Source organism: Fischerella sp. PCC 9605 (genome assembly GCF_000517105.1).
Lineage (GTDB): Bacteria > Cyanobacteriota > Cyanobacteriia > Cyanobacteriales > Nostocaceae > PCC9605.
In genome coordinates, this window is sequence record NZ_KI912148.1 from 2438508 (window position 1) to 2460834 (window position 22327).

The following is a 22327-nucleotide window of genomic DNA, read 5'->3' on the forward strand; positions in this document are numbered from 1 at the left end:
ACAATTTTCATGCTTGTGTTGTAAGTACACCAGAACACATGAAAATTTATCTGCCTTCTTCCTTAATGAATCTATAATGATTTGCGTTTGAGATGCTTCGATATTATAGGATGGACTGAGTGTTACAAGGCTTGGGGCTATTATGGCTCGCTATACCTGTTCATTTATCCTTTCTATTCCTATTCACCATCTCCAGCCATTACTTATAGAACTTCTGCAAGACTGTAACTTGGTTGTGCAGTACTATACATTGGATTACATTTTGGCGCGTGAAATCCCCGGTACTGTTTCTTTATCAAAGATGGTGACGACAGAAGTACTGATTGATAAAAGTACAGCTACTGAAACAGAGACTCGAATGACCATTGTGGTTAAAAACGAGGAACTGCCACTAAAACTAGAGAATTACTGTCGGCAGATGTTTGAATACATTAAGCAGGCGATCGAAGAAAGCCGTAATTGGCATTTGATTGAAAGCTTTGCGGGATAGCTTACAGATGCTTATGGCAAAGGCCTCTGCTTAAGCTAGCTTAAAACTAAGCTAGCTTAGAGCAAAACGCCTGTGAAAAAAATATGTGCAGGTTGGCGATCAAACATACCTACATCGACAGTATTCAGTCTTCGATATCCTCGGTCATGCCGGGGTTAATGAGTGTAATATCATACTCACTAGCATCCGTTTGACCTGGTGGTATTGTTTCACGCTTTAACAGGTAATAAATAGCACGTACTTGAGGACCAAAAACAATTTCGTCTTCGTTCTTCAGGTCATGAGCTGCTATCTTGCGCCCGTTAATCATTAAACCATTGGAACTAGGCTTTCCTTTGGCATCGCCATCGACAATTCGATAATAATAGCGATCGTTGCCATTATCGTTTCGGGGCAACCTAACTAACGTAGCGTGGCGGCGCGAGACAAATTGCGAAACCAAACGGATATCACACTCCCGATCTCGACCGATGGAATAGAGGGGACGTTCTAGAGTAAATTCTTTACGTCCTTGATCGTCTTCTACGATCAGTATATGGCTTTCATGGGTTTCTACTGCCATTGACAAATCGCTGCTACAATCGCTTGAACTGTTATTAATCAAGATTTGTTTAGATCTGTTTTCTGCCATTATTTCAACCAGAGTCTGTAGTAGTGCATAGCGATAGCGAGAGTAGAACAATACTGTTCTACTCTCATATCTTCCTACAGTTTCTACAGTGGCATTTACTGGTGCTGTGGGAACAGTCTCAACGTTTTTGTGAGATTTGGTAAAAGGTTGCTATCGGCCTAGTTTAACCTGAGATAGACAAAACTGAGGTTGACTCTGTTGAAATATTAAGAGGAAAGATTTGACTAGCGATGAGCAAACCGCCGTAATAGCAGGGAATTGGTAACTACACTAACCGAGCTAAAAGCCATTAACGCCGCAGCACCAGCAGGGCTAAGAACAAAATTTAAACTGGGTAACAAGACACCAGCTGCCAGGGGAATTCCTAGCGTATTGTATGCAAAAGCCCAGAATAAATTCTGGCGAATTTTGTCAAAGGTGGCACGGCTCAGCCCAATTGATTCTACAACATCAGTTAGACAATTCCGCATCAAAACAATATCAGCAGTTTCCATCGCTACATCCGTACCAGCATGTAAGGCAATACCAATATCTGCTTGGGATAATGCTGGGGCATCATTTATGCCATCGCCGACCATTGCGACAACCGATTTTGGGTGTTGGATTTGAGATTTTGGATTGGGAATTCTCCCCATCTCTCCAGCTTGGAGAGATTGGATTACAACTGCTTTTTTAGCTGGAGGAACACCTGCCATGACATCAGTGTTATCTAGTCCCAGTTGCTTGGCAATAGCGATCGCTGCTGCGGGTGTATCGCCACTGAGAAGCATGACTCGCAAACCCATCTGCCGCAATTTGTCTACTGCTGCTTTTGCATCTGGTCTGAGAGTATCTTGAATGGCAATGAGTCCAGTCATTGTTCCTGCAACTGCCACTCCCACAACAGTTTTGCCATCCGCTGCTAGCACCTCAGCCATATTTTGTAACTTTTCATCAATAGGGACTCCGTGCCACTGCAACCAGTCCCAATTTCCCAACAGTACTAAACTGCCTTCGACGACAGCAGAAACACCAAGTCCCGGTTCTGTGTGAAAGTCGGTAGCTGGTGGAATAGATAACTGTTGCTTTTGTGCCTCCTGCCGAATTGCTGTCGCCAAAGGATGACAAGTGCCGTTTTCGACTGCGGCGGCGAGTTGAAGGAGCGAGTAAGAACTAAAGAGTGGAGGAGTGGAGGATGGGGAGAATGAGAGAAAACTATTTGAGTATTCCCTCTCTCTCCCACTCTCCCACTCTCCCCCTGCTTTGATGACGAGGCAATCCGTGACTGTAGGATTACCACTCGTCAGCGTCCCAGTTTTATCAAAAACGATGGTGTCTAACTTATGTACTTTTTCCAAAACATCACCGCCTTTGATTAACAGACCCCGTTCAGCAGCGATCGCAGTTCCCACAAGAATAGCTGTAGGTGTGGCTAGTCCCAAAGCACAGGGACAAGCTACTACCATCACGGCAATTGCTAGTTTCAAACTTAGTAAAAGTGGGGAAGAGTGAGTGAGAGAGGGTGAGTGAGGAAAAGCTAGTGGGGAGTGATGAGCCATATCCATGCTTGCCGACATTGTCACGTCCGGCCAAACATGAGTGCCAACAAAGTACCAAAATAAAAATGTCAACAAAGCTGCTGTCAGAACACCGTAGGTAAAGTAGCCAGCGACTGTATCTGCTAATTTCTGTACAGGCGCTTTCCTGATTTGTGCTGCTTCTACTAAGGCGACTATTTGCGCCAGAGTAGTATCACTCCCGGTACGAGTGGCTTGGATCGCGATCACCCCCGACTGGTTGAGTGTTCCCGCTGTTACCGTATCTCCTGGCTGCTTGAGTACTGGCACAGCTTCCCCAGTCAGCATTGACTCATCAATGGTTGTTTGCCCATCTACGATCGCGCCATCGACCGGAATTTTTTCTCCGGGCAGAACTTGCAACCACTCACCCACACGCACTTGTTCAGCGGGGATTTCTACTATTCCTCCTTGCGTTCCCCCTGCTGTTAAGGGGGCGGTAGCATTAGCATTTTTCGGTTTAGGGAGCAATCGTGCTGTCTGTGGCTGGAGATCAAGCAATTGCTTAAATGCAGCAGCAGCACGACCCCTAGCTTGTTTTTCTAGTGTCCGTCCCAACAGAATAAAGCCCAACATCATCACAGGCTCATCGAAAAAGCATTCCCAGCCGAGTTGGGGAAACACCAGAGCAACCAAACTAGCAGTATAGGCGGTTAGCGTTCCCAATCCCACCAGAGTATTCATATTGGGTGCATTCCGCCGCAAACCAAGCCACCCATCAATCAAAATCGAGCGACCGGGAATTAGTAGCGCTACCGTTGCTAATGCACAGTGAAACCAGATGTTGTGCAAAACGGGCAGCATAAAGCCACCAACATTGCCAAAATGTCCGATCCCCGACAGCACTAGCAGCCCCGCAGCAACAATCAATTGCCTGTGTGCTGACTGAATTTCTTGGCGCTGCCGTTCTGCTGGATCTTGTATGGCTTGTTTCTCACCTGCGACTTTCCCATTCGGTTGCCTAGGTTGAGACGGAAACCCAACTGTCGTGAGTTGCTTTGCCAGCGTATCTGCATCTACCGCACCGATTTCTGACTCTACCACAGCTACCTCTGTTGCCAGATTGACGCAAGCACTCTTCACTCCAGGATATTGAACAAGCTGCCGCTCTACAGCTTTAACACAGCCAGCACATTTCATACCTCCAACATCCAGGATAATTTTCTCTGTTGTTGGGATTGATTCTGGAACGAGGTTAGTTTTTGGGACAAGTTGCATGGAAAATATTTGAATTTGCTACGAAATGTCAACGCCTCAGTAGAGGTACGGCAATGCCATACCTCTACTTCGAGAGTAGGCGAAATCCACAACAACGACAGAATGTCTTAAATGTAAACTTTTGTTAAGCTTCAGGATTCAGCCGATTCTCTCCGATTCCAGCGCAGATATGTTAGGTAGATGATAGCGAAACATTGTATTGGGATGAGGACAATTTCTCCTCTCAAAAAAGGGTTGAAATCTAAATTAGATATAGTGCTGAAATATACTAATGCTAATAGAGCAAGTATTAACAAGGATATGTATTTACGTTTGATGGTGAGCATATCAGTAGAAAGTAAAATGTACAAGAAATTAGAGATAAATCATTTACATCCATGCGTTCTTGCAGTTCATAACGACTACTGGACAATCGATTTGAGTTAATTAATTAAGAAGAAAAAGTCTAAGCTAATTGTTTATAGTTGGTTGTCAGGGCGGATTTATAAACCCGCCTTTACAGTAGTTAGGTTAATATGCCTTTAAGTCGTACAATCAAGAGCACTATAAAAATGTGTGCAGGAACGCAGTTTGAATGGTTATTAGTTTGAGTAGTTAGTGCTTGCTATTCATCTGTCTCAAATAACTAATAACTATCAAATATCAAATATCAATTAACGGCATTATTAACTTTTAAAACCAGCCTTGTTTTTTAACAAAGTAGGTATCAACGAATTCATCATGGGATTTGTTTAAGTAGATCATTCCTTCTATCAAACCCACAAGCTGCATAATCAACAAGGTAAAGCCGTAGGTAAAGTAACCACCGATTAAAGAAATGACCAACACGATGAAGCCTTCTGTAGTATAACCAAGAATAAACTTATGGATGCCAAGACTTCCGAAAATAATGCCACTATACCCAGCTAGTAATTGTTTAGTGGCATGGCTGGGGTTGAGATTTGCCATACAAGTATTACTCCTTTAATTTTGATGTATAAAATTCAAGTTATATATTTTTAGCAAAAAGTAATTCTACTGACTATCTGGTTTACACTATCTTATTGACTAAGTAAACAAATTTTTACGTTTGATTCAGTATAATTACTGCTGAAAATAATACATGCAAAATAAGCGTAACCTGATTTCCCAAGCAACGCTAACAAAATAGAAGCTAGTAGGTATTCAGGCGTTGCCTGAAACCAACTTCACAAAGCTATTCTTAGACTTTGACAAAAACCGCAACACAGCAGTTTTGCATTTTATACTTGAAAATTCTTTGTTAGAGAATTAACAGTTACAATCGCAAAACGGCTACGCCATACTACTTTATACAAACCAAACAGTATCATTTCCGGATTTTCATCTTCACGGCAATAATAACTACACTGAATGGCATAAAAGCAGACCCCAGATTTAGGGCGGTTTTTCGATGGTTTTTTCAGCAGAGTTAAGCAAATCGCTATAAATAATTTTGTGTTGTGATTCCGAGATCAACAAGCTTGAAACGGAATTTGCTGACAACTAATCCCAGTTAGAGACTGAAGATAGATAATCTTAGCCTTTTTAGGCTAATTTGTTATCTATTTAACCGAATTGCTTAAGTTTTATCTGCTTAATACTTATTTTCTTCCAAACTAGCATTTTTTTGGCTCAATACCAACTATAATTAGTGGATTTTTGTGACATATTCTCGAAATAGGCAATAGGCAATAGGGAATAGGGCATTGGGCATTGGGAATAGGTGAAAATTATGAATGCTGAAAATTTCATAATTCATAATTCATAATTCATAATTTTTATGCCCTATGCCCCTTACAAATCACCGAGTGCTACTGCCGATGATAAACAGGCTGAGTAAGGTACCACTGTTCCAGAGGCTGTGGAGAAGCATAGGAGCAAGAAGATTGCGCGATCGCGTATAAACAACCCCCAGTACCACACCCAAGGCGAATAGTGGCAGAACTTCTGACAAGCTGAGGTGGGCGATCGCAAACAGCAAGCTACTGGCAATAATTGCCCACCACACAGACATATAACGAGTCAGGGAGGGTAACAGAAAACCGCGAAATAGGAATTCTTCAAATAACGGGGCGGCGATCGCGGCAGTCAGGAAAAATATGCTCAGTGCAATGGAATCTTGGCTTTCCAAAGCCAGTTGCAATAAAGGATTACTACCACCTTGTCCCTGCCACAGTTCTTGATTAATCAAAGACACCACAACTACGATGGGTAACGCCGCACAATAGCCACCAAATCCCCACAAAAACCATTTACCTTGCAATTTGAAGCGAAACCAATCGGGTGAAAGTGGGAAAAAGCGTTTGATAGAGAAATACAGCACCAACAGCGCACCCAATGCCACTAAAATGTAAGTGAAGAATACGTAGAATGCCTGAATTCGCAGATCCGAAACGGGGCGAGGAATGGGAAGTAAGGCCACTAGCACAGGGATCAGCACTTGCCCCATAAAGAAAAAGCCCAAGACAAAGACTTGCAAAACTGTTTCACCATCCCAAGGTACTGACCAACCGACATTAGCATTTTGCGCTAATAAAGCTTCTTGCTTCCCCTTGAAAATACGCTGAGTTATCAAAAAAATTAGCAGTCCTACACCAACAAAAGCTCCCAGCGCTGGAATAGTGCCAATTATCGCTAATTTCACAAAAGCTTGTTCAGCAGCCTGTTGTTCAGTAGCTTTGAGGTTCGCTATAGCTTCCTGACGTTGCTGGAGTTTGTAGAGTTGAACCAAAGCAGTAGAGCGAAACCATCCTTCTAAGTTATCTTGAATTAACTGTTGGGCATTGGGAAGCAGACGAGGTGGACTACTCCACATTCCACTTAACGCAGCAGCAGTTTCACGCAATTCAGGTTTGATTTGGGAGCGTTGCTGCAACTGGTTCCAAGTTTTGAGCGCTGTATCTGTTTTTCCTTGCTGTGCTTGTAAAATTCCCAAATGCAAATCTATCTCAGCAATCGATTTTTGCAGTTGGTTGATAGTCTGTTGGAGTTGTTTTTGTTCTACCGAACGAGAGGCGTTAGTAGCAGGAGGGACTTCCGGCTGGGGAGTAGGAGTTATGGGAGCAGTAACAGGTTTAGAATTCAGCTTTTCCAGTTGGTTTTTGGCTTTTTCCAAATTAATTTCAGCTGATTTCCGTGCCTGTTGATATTGCTTAGTGGCGGTTTCCAGGGGTTTATCACCTACGATTGCTTCCTTCAGTGCTTGAAAATTCTCGTCTTGGCCATCTGGCGATTGCCACTGGGAAGCTTGTAGCACAATATTTGTCTGGTAGAGTTCCAAACGACTTTGAAATTGTGGTTCTTGCCAACTACTTAATAAAGACGAACCAGCAAAAAAGATAGCTAACAGTGTCAGCAAAAATAAACCCAACCGCTTAAGTGTCATCTATCTCCCCTTTATTCATACCCAGCTGAATTCTAAAGATGGTAACTAAGGCAGACGAAAATATGAGGAGAATGTTAAAGAACTTCCCCCATCACCTCAACCCTACGGGAAGAAGCCCGGAGGGTGTCTACACCCCATCACTTCTAAATACTATCTTTTTGTATCACGAGTTGAGAGCGCTTGTGACAACCTGTTCTGATGTGGGGTTGAGTTTGTAGTGGTACATGAGTAACCTGGAGAATTTGCTAAACTCTTGCGATCGCCTTTGAAATCAAATTCCCAACCACCTTAAGAAAGCAATTCCAAGATTTGTACTGGTGTTAATTCTTGCACATTATTCAAAACTAATACTGCTCCTGCTTGCCGCAGTGTATCTGCATACGCATCACGCCGTGCACTCGTTTCTTGTACATGCGGCGGTAAAACGCCTACACCTATCCAAGTCCGTTCTGGTTGGAGCGATCGCGCTTTCTCTACTGTATACATATCAGCTACCGTATCTCCGACATATACTACTGGTAAGGATTTGTCAAGCTCATCCTCCAGCAGATGAACTGTGGCAAAAAGTCCAGTGGGGTCTGGTTTACTAGGAGCATCCTCCATTGCAATCAAAACCGGAGATTGTAAACCAAGACGACCTTCTAAAACATAGCTAGCAGAGGCGCTTGTCGCACCACTAAAAAACCCCCAAGGAATACCAGCTAAAGTCAACTGTTCGAGATAGCTACGTTGTAACAGTAAGGGTTCATCGCAAATATAGCCGGTGAAATTTTGGGGATCGCTGCCTCGGTAACGGGATTGAAAAAAAGTGACAATCGCGTTGTAGTCAAGCTGCAATTGCTCGCGAGGCTGTCCTTGAGCTTCAAAGTATCTATAGATTAACTCTTGTGATGCTTCCCAATCGTTATTCCAAATGCCTTCAGACTTTAATCGATCAATATCTACTGATGTCGGACGATATGCCCTGACTGTAAAATACTCGACCGTATCAGCGATCGCCCGCCGATAAGAACCGCTAACATCGCGCACCACACCATCAATATCAAAAACAACAATTGCATTCATAGTCATTAGTCATTAGTCATTAGTTAGTGGTTAGTGGTTGTAGAGACGTGCCATGGCACGTCTGTACATTGGTTAGTGGTTAGTAGTTAGTGGTTGTTAACTATGCCCGATGCCCACTCCCCACCTCCGGTTCTCCCCATCTCCCTATTCCTTAATTTGTTCACCTGGGCAGGATTACGTTAAAATAAGCGATCGCTGTCATTAGTAAGTATTGCCCGGAAATTTCCCGGAGGTGCGATTGTCCAAATTTATTTTGAAAATATTGTGGTTAGACGAGAACGTCGCTCTGGCGGTCGATCAGGTAGTAGGCAAAGGTACTAGTCCTTTGACTAAGTACTTTTTCTGGCCCAGAAACGATGCCTGGGAAGAATTAAAAAAAGAGCTTGAGTCAAAACACTGGATTAGTGAAGTAGATCGGGTGGAGTTACTCAATAAAGCTACCGAAGTTATCAACTACTGGCAAGAGGAAGGTAGAAACCGTCCGATGTCTGAAGCGCAAGGTAAATTCCCCGATGTTGCTTTTACAGGTAGCGCCTAGAACCGCTATGCGGAAGTCAAAAGTCAAAAGTCAAAAGTCAAAAATCCAGAGTAAATTAACTATTGACTATTGACTCCCGACTACTTAACTAACCTGCTGTTGTACAAGCTGCCATAGCTTGATAGTTTTATCCCTGCTGCCACTAGCAATCAGTTGTGCAACAGGGTTAACAGCAACGGCAGATACTGAATCTACATGACTAGTAAGAGTAGCAATTTCTTCTGTTGTACTGACTTTCCAAAGCTTGACGGTGTTGTCTCTACTGCCACTGATCAGCGTTTCCCCATTGGGGCTAAAAGCCACTGCTAGCACAGACCAAGAATGACCTAGTAGCGTGCTAATTATCTGACCAGTATTTACCTGCCACAATTTTATAGTGTTATCATCGCTACCAGTCGCCAAGATGTTACCATCGGGACTAAAAGCGACTGTCAAAACTGCCCATGCATGACCTAAAAGGCTGTAGCATGGGCAGTTTTTAAATTTTCTTCCTACCTCTGTGTGAAGTGGAGATAAATCCCACAAGCGAATTGTTCTGTCAAAACTAGCACTGGCCAGTAGTTTACCTTGGGAACTAAACGCAACTGCGCTCACCTGTAATTGGTGTCCGGTTAGTGTACAAATTTCTTTGCCTGTCTCAACATCCCAAAGTTTAATGGTTTTATCCCAACTGCCACTGGCAAGTATTCCTACATCAGGACTAAAGACAACTGATTTGACAGCATTCGAGTGTCCAAAGAGAGTGCAGATTTCCTCGAATGTATTCAGATTCCACAATTTAATAGTTTTATCATCGCTAGCCGTTGCCAAAGTTTTCCCATCCGGACTGAAAGCAACTGATTTCACAGCTTGAGAATGTCCGGCTAAGGTACATATCAGTTTTGTGGTGTTTAGATCCCACAATTTAATTGTTTTGTCATCGTGACCACTGGCTAAAATCTGACCGTCAGGACTGATGGCAATTGAATTTACACTACTCAATGCACCAGGAGATCCTATTAAGGTATGCAAGCAATGCCACTGGAGAGTAGGGAAGGGTGAAGGGGACAAAGGTAATAGAGAATGGATGCCTATTGCTTGCATGACTTCATCGGCTGATTGAAAGCGAGGGCTGGTAGCTTTTTCTATAAGCTTGTTGATGATTTTACTTAAGCGATCGCTGATTTTGGTGGTAAGATACTGCTGCCAAACCCAGCAATTGTTGGCAATATCAAATAAATCAAAGCTAGAAATATGAGTTAGTAAGTGAATGCAAGTTACACCTAAACTGTATAGGTCACTGGCAAATATTGGTTTTCCCTGAGTTTGTTCTGGTGCAGCATATTCTGGACTACCTGTATTTTTTTCACCTATTAGCTGCTCATATTCTGGTAAAAGTTTTGCTGCACCGAAATCGACTAAGACGAGATCCCCCCCTAACCCCCCCTTAATAATGGGGGGTGCCGTAGGCGGGGGGGATCTCAAAATAATGTTTTCAGGTTTGATATCACAGTGAATGATATTGCGATCGCTAATAAAGTTGAGAACAGGCAACAAACTCTCTAAAAGATGCCAAATTTGAGTTTCGCTGAAGACTCCTTGTTCTTCTAACAGGGTAGACAAATTCTTACCCTCTATAAACTCATGCACCAAATAAAAATGGAGATTTTCTGCAAAATATGCCAGTAAGGTAGGAATTTGTGGATGCTTACCTAATTCCTCAAGTCGTTGTGCTTTTTGTACAAACGCTTCTAGTGTCTGCTTTTGCTGCGGGAGTTTTTGCACAACACAAGGAATGGGAGGAAATTGTCCTTCATCTATGGCGAGAAAGGTTTGGCAATATCCCCCTTTACCAATCTGTTTGATTAAGCGGTAACGTTCTTTTAGGTAAACCGACATGAATAAATGTATTTTTTATGGTGATTGTTGGTGGTTGGTAGTTGTTAGTTGTTTATTCCCAACAACCAACAACTAACAACAAACAACTAACTACCCGAAACGTTACCATCCAATGGAAAATCAACAACTGTAGGTGCAGTACCATCTTGTTGATTTGCTCGTGGTTCGGTTGATTTTACATGCAATGGCGATATCACCTCACCTGACTTAGCTGTTTGATTCCACAAAATCATGGAAAGTAGCCCATCTACCAAGCCATTGGTGCTGCCGTTATTACCACCGACTAACACATCTGGAATGAGACGGACGTGGCGATCGCCAATTATTTGCATCAGCTGCATCGCTGTATAACCTTGTGTCCCCAAGGCTTCTACACCTGTACGGTAGGTTTCTGCTTTGGCGTTACCTGTGGCGCGGATAGCTTCGGCTTCGGCAATGCTTTTCAGTCGTAGAGATTCAGCTTCAGCATTTGCTCTTAACCGGATTGCCTCGGCTTCACCAGTCATTTCCTTGACTTTGGCATTCGCTTTGAGTTCGGCAATTTTCACGCCTTGCTCCGATCTCACCGCTTCTTGCTGAATGTCTGCTTTTGCTTTCAACTCAGCGATCATCACACCCTGCTCAGATTTCACCATATCTTGCTGAATATCTGCCAAAGCTGTTTCTCTTACCAATTGCTGCCTTTGGGTTTGCGCCTGTTGCTGCACTTCAAAAGTCTTGCGCTGTTCTTCAGCAATTTTTCGGTCTGTTTGTGTTTGCATCAGCGTTGCTGGCGGTTGAATGTCACCAATGAGTGTGTCAATCGCCTGTACGTCATAAGCTCGTAGCGCTACTCTAATATAATCGGCGGCTTCTGCTTGCCGTTCACTGCGGGCGCTCAAAAAGTCCAATACAGTATAATCTTGCGCTGAGTTGCGGAAATAATTTCCAATCGTTGGTTCTAACACATGGTCTACTAAATTCTGCATTGCACCAACACGGGAAATCACCTTGGGAGCATCCAAAGCACCGACGTGAATTATTTGGGCGACTTCTAAATCGAAAGCAAACCCGTCTCTTGAGCGCACTGTCAAAGAGCCAAGTTTCGCGTCATAGTTGTGACGTTCGGTGCGACCAGACCAGTTTAAAACTATATTGGTTGTTGGCACCAGTTCAATCTTCATGACACGAGTGTTAATTGGGTGCTTGCCTGGATATAGCGGTTCAACCCAGACACCTTTATGTCCAGAATTAACTAAGTTACCGTGGGTAAAAGCTGCACCGCTAACATCTTCGTGGGCCTTGCCAACAAAAGAAATCACCACACCCACATAGCCAATGGGAATTTCTGTCATCGGCACTTGCTCAACCTGGACAAACCAGGGATTCAGGTTCCAAGAACCAGAAAGCAAAATCTGTTCTTGTAAACCCCGACGCCCACCACCATCAATAAATCTCTGTCCGTTCTGGAAGTTGTCGTGTGCGGCAATAATGGGGCCTGCAATTTCACCGCCGGGGATGGGGAGACCATCTAGGGTAGTGACGATACCTACTTTGTCACCTGCAACATGGTACACCCGCAAATATTCTGGACTCATGCCATGTTTGCTAGCGTTTGCGACAGTGATTACCTTAAACAAAGCGGTGTTGATGCGGTAAGTACCAGCTGTGAGAAAACCCATTTGCCGCCCTTTTTCCCCACCATTACTGAGGAATTTGCGGGCATCTTGGAAATTGTCACATTCTACAACTTTACCTAAAATGCGCTCTGGCGGGATATGTGCGCCATCTTCCGCTACAAGCAGGGCAATTTCACCTTGGGGAACAACCACCACTGACTCTTTTTTTACCGAGTACTGCCAAGGCCAATAGCCCCAGTGCCAGCCAGGAGCGAGAGTATCAGCCTGCAAACCCGCTTCGCCGTTCATGGCTATCAACCGTCCGGCTGGGAGTCCGCGTCCTGAAATCACAAATTTTTTAACTACAATCCCAACTTCCCGTTCGCCAATCACGACTAGTCCTCCGAAAAACAGAGGGACAAAGATCGCTAAACCACCTACAACAATAACGGGGATGAGTCCCCAAGGTGACATGGGAATTTGGGCGATCGCTGGTTGTGTCTGCTGAATTTGAGTTGGTACTGAAGCGATTTCTTGTGTAGTAGCTTTTTTAATAGGATTGGCGCTAGCAGTATGAATGCTACCAGCTAGCGCCAATGTTGCGATCGCAGATGCTGCGAAGCGAAGTATATTATGTTGCTTATTCCTGCTTGAGGAATGTTGTGAGAATTTCATATTTTTGCCCCTCTGGGCAACTAATTATCTAACGTATAACTTCCCCAAGAATTCCCCTTATTTCTTAAACTTGTTCTAATTTTTATAAAAATTAATACTTCAGCAATAACCCGGTCTCTCCAAGAAACCGGGTTATTAATTATACCATACCGCCAGCGGCTTGAAAACGAGCGCGGGCGCGTTTGAAGGCTTGGTTAGCTTGAATTTGAGCTTGGCGATCGCCTGCTGCTACCTGATTTAAACGGGTTTGTGCTTCATTAAAAGCAGCACGGGCTTCCTCAAGGTCAATTTTGTCGCCACGTTCAGCGCCGTTTACCAGAATGGTGACTTCGTCTGCTTCGACTTCAGCAAAGCCTCCCATCAAAGCGATCGGTGTCCAGGCTTGATTTTTAGCGGCACGTACTCGCATCACGCCCGTATCCAAAGCAGTCAACAGAGGTGCGTGTCCGGTGAGGATACCTAGCTGACCAGTGGTGCTGGGCAAAATGATTTCTTCAGCGGGAGCATCCCACACTGTTTTATCTGGGGAAATTACACGAACGGTTAATGTCATTTGTCCTTTGTTAGTAGTTAGTTGTTAGTAGTTAGTTGTTAGTTGTTAGTAGCTCTTACCACTAACCACTAACCACTAACCACTAACTAATTACCCTTTCATTTTTTCAGCTTTAGCAATGGCTTCGTCAATGCCACCGACCATGTAGAATGCCTGTTCTGGCAGGTCATCCAACTCACCAGACAGAATCATCTTAAAGCCTTTGATGGTATCTTCCAACTTCACATATTTACCAGGGGAGCCGGTGAATACTTCTGCTACGAAGAATGGCTGAGACAAGAAGCGCTCGATCTTCCGGGCACGAGCCACAGTCAGACGGTCATCTTCAGACAATTCATCCAAACCGAGAATGGCGATAATGTCTTGCAGTTCCTTATAACGCTGTAGAGTTGCTTGTACAGCCCGAGCGGTGTTGTAGTGATCGTCACCAACAATCCCCGGCTGCAACATGGTGGAAGTGGAACCTAGGGGGTCTACCGCTGGATAAATTCCCTTAGCTGCCAAACCGCGAGACAACACGGTGGTTCCATCCAAGTGAGCGAAGGTGGTAGCGGGTGCGGGGTCAGTCAAGTCGTCCGCTGGAACGTATACTGCTTGGATAGAGGTAATGGAACCTTCGTTGGTGGAGGTGATGCGCTCTTGCAATTCACCCACCTCTGTACCCAGGGTTGGCTGATATCCTACCGCTGAAGGCATCCGTCCTAACAGCGCGGACACTTCCGAACCAGCTTGTACGAACCGGAAGATGTTATCGATAAACAGCAGTACGTCCTGCTTGTTGACATCCCGGAAGTACTCTGCCATTGTCAAGCCAGACAGACCCACGCGCATTCTCGCTCCGGGTGGTTCATTCATCTGACCGTAAACCAGAGCAATCTTGGACTCGTTGAGGTTGTCCTTGTTGATTACTCCAGATTCAATCATTTCATTGTAGAGGTCATTGCCCTCGCGGGTGCGCTCACCCACACCAGCAAATACCGACACACCGCCGTGTTCAGTAGCGATGTTGTTGATCAACTCCATCATGATCACGGTTTTGCCAACCCCTGCACCACCAAACAGACCAATCTTACCGCCACGACGGTAGGGAGTCAGCAAGTCAACAACCTTAATTCCAGTCTCAAATACGGAAGGGGTGGTTTCCAGTTCCGTGAGTTTGGGAGCAGGACGGTGGATGGGGAACTTTTCCTCAGCATTGACAGGTCCCCTATTGTCTACGGGTTCGCCAAGGACGTTGAAAATTCGACCCAGCGTGACTTTACCAACAGGCACGCTAATAGGAGCGCCAGTATCGGCAGCTTCCATACCGCGTACTAAGCCATCGGTAGTAGTCATAGCAACAGCCCGCACCTGGTTATCACCAAGCAGTTGCTGTACTTCGCAAGTAACCGAGACTTGTTGTCCGGCTTCGTTGGTGCCTGTGACGCTCAAAGCATTGTAGATTGGTGGCATCTTCCCACTGGGGAATTTCACGTCTACAACCGGACCAATGATTTGGGTAATGTAACCAATGTTTGTTTTTTCTGCAGTGGTGACCATGCTGAGTCTATTATTGAAGCTATATTTCAGATAGGGCCGTAAGAGACTTAAGATTAAGCAATTTCATCTTCAAGAGTAGCACTGAACGACGCCACTAGTCGGCATAAATTGAATCTTAAGTTTGAGGTTTCAACAGTGGCGAGTAAGTTATGATCGGAAAGTTGAGGGCAGCGATAAATTTGAAAAAACTGCTGTATCTTGCTGATGCAGACAAAGTAGCTAGAGAAGTTGAGGATAAATTCTAGGTTTTAGCTGGGGCTTGCTATTACAATTTGAGCTTTTGGAGGGAATTAGCGCCAACTTCACAGAAGGCTAACAACCCTAAAAAAGTGGAAGGTTTGGGCACTGGTCAGAGCAAACGCATCTGAATATTAAAAGATTGATGCTCAAGGTGGAATTCCCTAACACTCCATCATACGGGAGTTTCAGAAAATTAGGTAGGAACCAAAATAAGAATGATAATCCCTGTAGAGGGGGGAGTTGGTGGCAGCCGACGCCTGCCAAGCAATCCAGGTTCGTTTTTGTAGTAGATTCATTCTGTGCGGTAAACAAGAAGAACCAGATTATAGTTGAATGAAGCTCAAGCCCAAAATCACGATTTTTCAACTAGTAGTCTGCCACAAAGATTATGACAGGCTAAGGAAATCTGTAGTAAGCACCCTGCTCCAAAAGATGGAGGTGGTTTCCAAATCGATATATCTTTTCACGATTTCTGTGGAGACGGACAGCTTTACACAACGATCGAAGATTTACTACTTTGGGATCGAAACTTCTATCACAATATCTTAGGTAGCGGAGGACAAGATTTAATTGAAGAGGTAAGTACTCCACGCAAACTCAATAATGGCTCAGTTATATCAGGTGCATTTGGGTTGCAAATTGGCGATCGCGGTTGAAGATTTAAATGAGCGATCGCTAGCTAGTCAGTATATTCTCATTCTCAAAGTAGAATGAAGTTAAGCCCTGTGAAACTCAAACCGAAAATCACGATAAAGGTGCTAGTGACAAACTGAGCATACACATTATTGTCATTTGAGCAAGCTAAAAAACAGCCCTCTCCGCAGAGCAGCAGAGAGAGCAAAGCCATGCCATTTCACTTATTTATGAAATACACTTAGTCTACAGGCAATTTCGCAAAGTAATGCAAAAAAATTAGATTCAAAAGCTCAAAGTTGTCCGAATTGTACCAACAACGATAGTGCTGTTGTCGCGTTCGTATTCTGGGTTTGTAATCACCAGCACTCCCGGTGTAATGGCGAGATTCTCGTTTGCCTGGAAGCGCCAGAAGGCTTCTAGATGCACAGATGTGTCCCGATCTTCGTACGTCTGACCTGCAACTTCAAAGTCATTACTAGTAACTTTGGGTGGTTGACCAATGGCAATTCCGCCAACGCTTCCTTCTTGACCTAAATCGACCAAAGCTAAAGTCAGCGCCCAATTAAAAATACTCGCCGTCGGATGATTTGGCAGATCCTTTGCTGTAGCACGGGTAAAGCCCACCCAACCAGTCAGATAAAGCTTGGGGTTAAACGCGATCGCTGTTTCTAAGCCAAAGGAATCTGCACTTATGGCATCGCTTTCGTCATTAAACGGATCGTTGGCGCGGCGGCTACCTGTTCCCGTATCGAGGCTGTTGTAGGAGTGGATGTAGGTAATCGCAAAACCGACATCATCATTGGGTTCGAGACTTAGTTGGGCGATCGCTCCGTATGCTGCTTTACCAAATCCAGTTTCTGGTTCATCAACATCGTCAGTTACATAACCCAAACTTAAGCCCCAGGAGTCAGTGATATCATAGACTACTCCTACTCCTGCGCCTCCTCCCTGTCGGGAAACGGGGTTGCGCTGGGTAAAGCGGGAAATAGAGCCATCACCACTGCCGCTAAAAAAGGAATTAAGGGTAGTAGCAAAAAAGTCGTCAAGGTCGCCACCTTCTGCTATGAGATAAACAAGAGCTTGCTCTCCTACCGGAAAACGATACTCTAAGACACTCAGTCCTACCTCATGATCGTCGTTGCCCTGGAAGGCTAAACGAGCCATATCAGTTCCCGTCGCATCATCTATTTTTGGAAGATTGGTAGTTTGCAAGCGAGTTCTGAGGCGGTCTTTGCCAGTGAAACTAGTATCGAAGGTTAGACGTGCTCGGCTACCAAAGGTAAGATTATTATCGATGGCATCGCCTGAGTCATCAGCTTTGTCACCGTTGCTAACTCCAGTCAGGGCAAAAAGAACTTCTCCCTCAAGTTTAGTAGTCGTAGAAAATGATTGTATTGTAGAGACGCGGGTTTGCAAGTTGTCTAATCGTCCTTGTATAATGCCTAACTCGTAGACAAATTCCGCTTGCAAACGTTTGATCGTTTCTAGATCCTCCCGGCTGACCGAGTTAGATTTTTCTGTGTCGATCAGTTGATTGATTTGGTAGATGGTAGCAGCAAGACTGGCAGCAAATTCATAGCGAGTCATGCTTCGATCGCCACTAAAGGTGGCATGAGCATAACCTGTAACATCGTAGCGATCTATTAAAGATTTCAAAGCATGAAAAGCCCAGTCACTCGGTTGAATATCTGCTAAGTCAGATACAGCATTTACATTAACGGAGGGTTGGCTGGAGTTTGAGATTGTGAGAACAGAGGAGGAGTAAGGGAGAACTTTGTTACCAAAAGCCCTCTCTGAGAGTGAAAAGATAATTGTGAGAGCAAACAAGCTCACATGGCAAAAATTGCAGACTAATTGTGCTTTCCATTGATTTTTCATCCACAGCAAACTATTTTTTCAGTGACCGTAATAATCTCTATACCACTTAACGAAACACTGAATACCCTCCTCAATAGGTGTTATTGGTTTAAAACCCACATCTTGCATTAAATCATCTATGTCCGCGTAAGTGCTGAGAACATCCCCCGGTTGCATGGGTAGCAAGTTCTTTTTGGCTTGCTTGCCCAAAGCTTGTTCAATCACTTCAATAAACCTGATTAACTCTACTGGATTGTTATTACCAATGTTATAAAGCTTGTAAGGAGCAACAGATTGTTTTTGAGGTGGCTTGTGCATTACCCGAACCAGCCCTTCAACCACATCATCAATATAGGTAAAGTCCCGCTGCATCTTCCCAAAGTTGTAAACATCAATGGGCTGATCTTTATAGATTGCTTGCACAAATTTGAAGTATGCCATGTCCGGGCGTCCCCAAGGGCCGTACACTGTAAAGAAACGCAACCCTGTAGTTGGCAGATTATACAGATGGCTGTAGGCATGAGCCATTAATTCGTTTGACTTTTTTGTGGCAGCGTAGAGTGAAATCGGATTGTCTACTTTGTCACTAGTGGCAAAGGGTACTTTCGTATTCGCGCCATAAACAGAACTGGAAGAAGCAAACACTAAATGACCGACTTGGCTGTGACGACAACCTTCCAGCACGTTGGCAAAACCTGAAAGATTGCTATCTACGTAGGCAAAGGGGTTTTGTAGTGAATAGCGCACTCCTGCTTGCGCTGCTAAGTGAATCACGCAATCAAAGGTGTGGTCTTGAAAGAGTTTGGCAGTGCTGGGGCGATCGCTCAATTCCAACAACTGAAAGGTAAATTTCGACTGCGGTTGTAACTCTGCCAACCGTGCTTTTTTCAGATTGACATCGTAGTAGTCGCTTAAATTATCGATGCCATAGACGTACACCCCTTCTGCTAGAAGACGTTGCGCGAGATGAAATCCTATAAAGCCAGCAACTCCAGTGACCAGTACTTTCATTGTTAGTTGTTTGGTGTTAGTTGTTTGGTGTTAGTTGTTTGGTGTTTGGTGTTTGTTCCAATCACAACCAACCACCAACAACCAACAAACAACAAAATTTTAATGTAACTCAGTACTAGAAATATTCAACGCCTGAAGCACAGGTTTGCGATGAGCAACAGGATAGTGAACAATACTCATGGTTCCAGAGATTAGTTGTAAATTCTCCTGTTGGTCTGCTGACAGCTCCAGGACTTGACCCAACATCTGTTGGATGATCGTATCATCAGCAACTACCAATCCTGTGGTGAGACTGGTAGAGTCGATGCTACAAGATTGAATGGTTTGTTGCCAAAGCCGAGGGAAGTCTAGCCGCAATGTTTGCAGGTGAACAGTGCTTGGGTGGTACTGAAGAATTTTTTCAGCAATATGTTGGTTTTTGTCAAAGTCAGTACTAATGCAAAAAGCGATCGCCTCTTTGTGAAGAAACACCGCGAGTTTCTCGATAGAATTCGGATTTGCTCCCGAAGATGGTACTAACAATAGACGCAGACCATGTTTGCCTTCTTTAAGTTTCGGTAAAACTTCTCCTAAATGGGTAGTGAAGTTCATTGCTTCTAGCTTTGCCGATTGATCAAAAGGGTGAGAAAATTTGAGGATGCTAACGCCGCAATTAGATTGCTGGAGAGTATGGTAGCGTGCGGGTGAGAGTGCGATCGCAGTACCGATTAAGGCACGAATCGTCCCAGCATGGCTCACTATCAGTACAGTTTGCCCTGCATGACGCGGTAAAATCTCTTGCCAAAATCGGCCAGCTTTTTCATACAAATCCAATACTGGAAAAAACTGTTTTGTTCTTGGTGGTTTATTATCTTTTATTTGTAAGGAAGTTGTAGCTTTTGCCAATAACAAATGACTAGTAACAAATGACGAATCTATGAATGCAAACTCATGAGGTTTTTCTTTCCAGCAACGATACTCTTCAACAAAATGCTCGCGTACATATTCAAAAGATAAACTCTCCCACCCAGGCATACTGATTTCTTGCAAACAGGGATGAGTTTGTAAGGGTATGTCTTTGGCGAATGCCTGCAAAATATCCTTAGCAGTCTCTTGAGTGCGTCGTAAAGGGCTAGTATAAATTGCATCTACAGAATAGGTTTTTAAGGCTACGCCAGTTTGGTAGGCAGACTGATGGCCTTTGTCAGTCAAAACAGAGTCATCACAACTGCCCTGATATCGTTTTTGGGCGTTGTATGTACTTTGACCGTGACGTACTAAGATGACGCGAAGTTGTTTGTGAGCCAGCGCGGTCTTGGGGGTTCCCCCCATGAGCGACTGCGAACCCGGAGGGTTGGTTGTTGGTTGTTGTTTGTTCATGGTTTTTTTATGAACTATTAACTACTACCCACTAACCACTAACTACTAACCAATGTACAGACGTGCCATGGCACGTCTCTACAACCACTAACCACTAACCACATAAGCATCATCCTCGCGGGAATCTTCGCCGATCGCAGACTGCAAAGCATACATTGCCGCATACCGTCCGCCTAAGCGTATCAGTTCGGCGTGAGTACCTTGTTCTAAAATCTGTCCGCCTTCGATGTAAAGAATAAAATCAGCTTGGACAACTGGTTTGAGGTTATGGGAAATTAAAAAGGTGGTGCGTCCCTTGGTCAAGCGTTCTAGTGCTTCGTTGACAGCGTGTTCGTTTTCTTTGTCTAAACCTGTCGTAGGTTCATCTAAAATGACTATGGGAGCTTGACGCACAGCCGCACGAGCGATCGCAATTCTTTGTCTTTGTCCGCCAGACAGAGTTGCCCCCCGTTCACCAAGGATAGTGTCGTAGCCTTCTGGCATTGCCATAATAAAATCGTGGGCATTTGCCAGACGGGCAGCTTGTTCAATTTCTCGATCGGAAGCTCCCAAACTACCGTATGCAATGTTATCTCTTACACTGGTTGCAAAGAGAATACTATCTTGCAAGACAACGCTGATTTGTCGCCGCAAAGATTGAAGTTTGTACCCCCGCAAGTCGTGTCCATCCACTAAAATTCTCCCTTCTACTGGGTCATAGAGACGCAACAGCAAACTCACCAAAGTAGATTTACCGCCCCCCGAGGGTCCCACCAAGGCGACGTGCTGACCAGGATGTACCTCAAAAGTAAAGTGTCTTAATATACCTTTTTTTGGTTCGTAGGCAAAGGAAACATTTTCAAACTGTACATATCCCTGCAAAGGTGGCGCATCCTTTGCCCCGCGTGCATCGCGAATGTCGGGTACGGTGTCCAGCACGTCTAAGATACGTTCGCCAGAAGCGGTAGCTTTGGCAATTTGCCCAGTATACTTGGCGAGTTGCCGCATCGGTTTAAAGGCAATCCGCAGATAGTTGACAAATACCAACAAATCCCCTGGAGTGAGAGACCGCACCAACACCAGCTGCACTCCTCGCCATAAAACTAAGGCAACAGAAATCCCCACAAGCAGTTCCACCATCCGTTCTAGACCTGCTGCTAGTCGTTGTGCTTTGGCACTGTCTTTTAAGCTTTGGCGGTTGTGGCTGAAAAAGGAATCCTCCAGCATATCTTGTAGGGAAAGCGCCTGCACAATCTTGATCGCACCGATAGATTCTGCCGCAGTTGCAGCCATTGCTCCCTCGCGTTGGCGCTGCTGGCGTACGACCTGCCGAATGCGTTTGGTCAGGCGTATCGTGGAAAATATGAATAAGGGAAACACAGCAATGGCTATCAGTGCGAGTTCCCAATGCAGCCAGAACATGACGGCAATCATGCCGACTAAAGTGAAAGAGTGGGCAAGTAGGGGCATAACTGCCATTACCGTCACTTCCCGCATTCGATCAATGTCAGAGGTAACGCGGGTGATCAGGTCGCCACTTTTAGCCTTGTGATGGAAAGATAGGGAGAGGCGCTGGAGGTGGCTGTAGAGATCGGCGCGAATTTCGGTGAGGACATTGGTTGCTGCTAGGGACATGCCAACAACGCTGAAGTAAGCAGCAGTCGCGCGGAGTGCAGCGATCGCTACTAATCCTACTGTCAAGGCTGTCAGCAAGGCAAATGGGCTGAGTCCGTCAATGAAGGGTATGCCAAAAGGCTTGGTTCTAAAACCAGGTAGAAGGATGTAGTCAAAAATGAACTTCAGGGGCCAGGGTTCTAGTAAGTGCAAGAAAATTTCTGCCATTAGTGCGGCAAAGGAGACTATTAGCAGGAACTTCTGTTTCTGGATCTGCGGTGAGAACCGCCGCAAAATCCGTACTATTCCTGGCAAGGCTGCCCTCAAATTTTTGCGATCGGGACGCGCCATTTTGATTTATCTTCCTCCTTGAGTTTTAGGTATAAACGAACGACAAAGGACGCATAGACGCGCAGCGGTGAACCAGCGCGCTCCAAAGGGGGTTCCCCCCATGTAGACGCCCGCAGGGCGGTTAAGGCAGGGTACGACTGGTGTAGACGCGCGC

General features: G+C 44.8%; 15 protein-coding genes. 2 read left to right on the forward strand and 13 right to left on the reverse strand.

What is annotated here, in order from left to right; genetic code table 11:
- Positions 1-142: 142 nt before the first annotated feature.
- The gene (locus tag FIS9605_RS0113055; protein ID WP_026732982.1) at positions 143-490 is read left to right on the forward strand and encodes a hypothetical protein; all 348 of its coding nucleotides are present in this window, start codon (positions 143-145) and stop codon (positions 488-490) included.
- Positions 491-614: 124 nt separating this feature from the next.
- Here the strand turns inward: FIS9605_RS0113055 and FIS9605_RS0113060 are convergent, their stop codons facing one another.
- From FIS9605_RS0113060 to FIS9605_RS0113085, 5 genes are all read right to left on the reverse strand, one after another.
- Complete coding sequence (locus FIS9605_RS0113060) at positions 615-1121, reverse strand: FHA domain-containing protein (protein WP_026732983.1); 507 nt, start codon at positions 1119-1121, stop codon at positions 615-617.
- 224 nt (positions 1122-1345) lie between these two features.
- Positions 1346-3895, reverse strand: coding sequence for a heavy metal translocating P-type ATPase (locus tag FIS9605_RS0113065; RefSeq protein ID WP_026732984.1), 2550 nt, complete (start codon positions 3893-3895; stop codon positions 1346-1348).
- Positions 3896-4567: 672 nt separating this feature from the next.
- Positions 4568-4843 carry a TM2 domain-containing protein gene (locus FIS9605_RS0113075; RefSeq protein ID WP_026732986.1) on the reverse strand — a complete coding sequence of 92 codons (276 nt, stop codon included), beginning with the start codon at positions 4841-4843 and terminating at the stop codon, positions 4568-4570.
- 853 nt (positions 4844-5696) lie between these two features.
- The gene (locus tag FIS9605_RS0113080) at positions 5697-7280 is read right to left on the reverse strand and encodes a CPBP family intramembrane glutamic endopeptidase (RefSeq protein ID WP_026732987.1); all 1584 of its coding nucleotides are present in this window, start codon (positions 7278-7280) and stop codon (positions 5697-5699) included.
- A 288-nt stretch (positions 7281-7568) separates the two neighbouring features.
- Positions 7569-8345 carry a TIGR01548 family HAD-type hydrolase gene (locus FIS9605_RS0113085; protein ID WP_197036051.1) on the reverse strand — a complete coding sequence of 259 codons (777 nt, stop codon included), beginning with the start codon at positions 8343-8345 and terminating at the stop codon, positions 7569-7571.
- A 232-nt stretch (positions 8346-8577) separates the two neighbouring features.
- Here FIS9605_RS0113085 and FIS9605_RS0113090 point away from each other — a divergent pair, with 232 nt between their 5' ends.
- On the forward strand, positions 8578-8883 hold the full coding sequence (locus FIS9605_RS0113090) for a 30S ribosomal protein PSRP-3 (RefSeq protein ID WP_269321033.1): 306 nt from the start codon (positions 8578-8580) through the stop codon (positions 8881-8883).
- A gap of 84 nt (positions 8884-8967) precedes the next feature.
- Here the strand turns inward: FIS9605_RS0113090 and FIS9605_RS0113095 are convergent, their stop codons facing one another.
- The 8 genes from FIS9605_RS0113095 to FIS9605_RS0113150 all read right to left on the reverse strand — a co-directional run bounded on the left by FIS9605_RS0113095 (position 8968) and on the right by FIS9605_RS0113150 (position 22173).
- Positions 8968-10761, reverse strand: a complete 1794-nt coding sequence (locus tag FIS9605_RS0113095; protein ID WP_026732990.1) for a serine/threonine-protein kinase — start codon at positions 10759-10761, stop codon at positions 8968-8970.
- A gap of 86 nt (positions 10762-10847) precedes the next feature.
- Positions 10848-13034: an SPFH domain-containing protein gene (locus FIS9605_RS0113100; RefSeq protein ID WP_026732991.1), complete on the reverse strand. Its 2187-nt coding sequence runs from the start codon at positions 13032-13034 to the stop codon at positions 10848-10850.
- Between the two features lie 139 nt (positions 13035-13173).
- A complete protein-coding gene (gene atpC, locus FIS9605_RS0113105; protein ID WP_026732992.1) occupies positions 13174-13587 on the reverse strand; it encodes an ATP synthase F1 subunit epsilon in 414 nt (137 codons plus the stop codon).
- A gap of 90 nt (positions 13588-13677) precedes the next feature.
- The gene (gene atpD / locus FIS9605_RS0113110) at positions 13678-15126 is read right to left on the reverse strand and encodes a F0F1 ATP synthase subunit beta (protein ID WP_026732993.1); all 1449 of its coding nucleotides are present in this window, start codon (positions 15124-15126) and stop codon (positions 13678-13680) included.
- A 1158-nt stretch (positions 15127-16284) separates the two neighbouring features.
- Positions 16285-17880 carry an iron uptake porin gene (locus FIS9605_RS0113135; RefSeq protein ID WP_155960413.1) on the reverse strand — a complete coding sequence of 532 codons (1596 nt, stop codon included), beginning with the start codon at positions 17878-17880 and terminating at the stop codon, positions 16285-16287.
- A gap of 18 nt (positions 17881-17898) precedes the next feature.
- On the reverse strand, positions 17899-18870 hold the full coding sequence (locus FIS9605_RS0113140; protein ID WP_026732997.1) for an NAD-dependent epimerase: 972 nt from the start codon (positions 18868-18870) through the stop codon (positions 17899-17901).
- A 99-nt stretch (positions 18871-18969) separates the two neighbouring features.
- Positions 18970-20229, reverse strand: a complete 1260-nt coding sequence (locus tag FIS9605_RS36985) for a histidine phosphatase family protein (RefSeq protein ID WP_051469987.1) — start codon at positions 20227-20229, stop codon at positions 18970-18972.
- An 87-nt stretch (positions 20230-20316) separates the two neighbouring features.
- A complete protein-coding gene (locus FIS9605_RS0113150) occupies positions 20317-22173 on the reverse strand; it encodes an ABC transporter ATP-binding protein (RefSeq protein ID WP_026732998.1) in 1857 nt (618 codons plus the stop codon).
- Positions 22174-22327 lie beyond the last annotated feature (154 nt).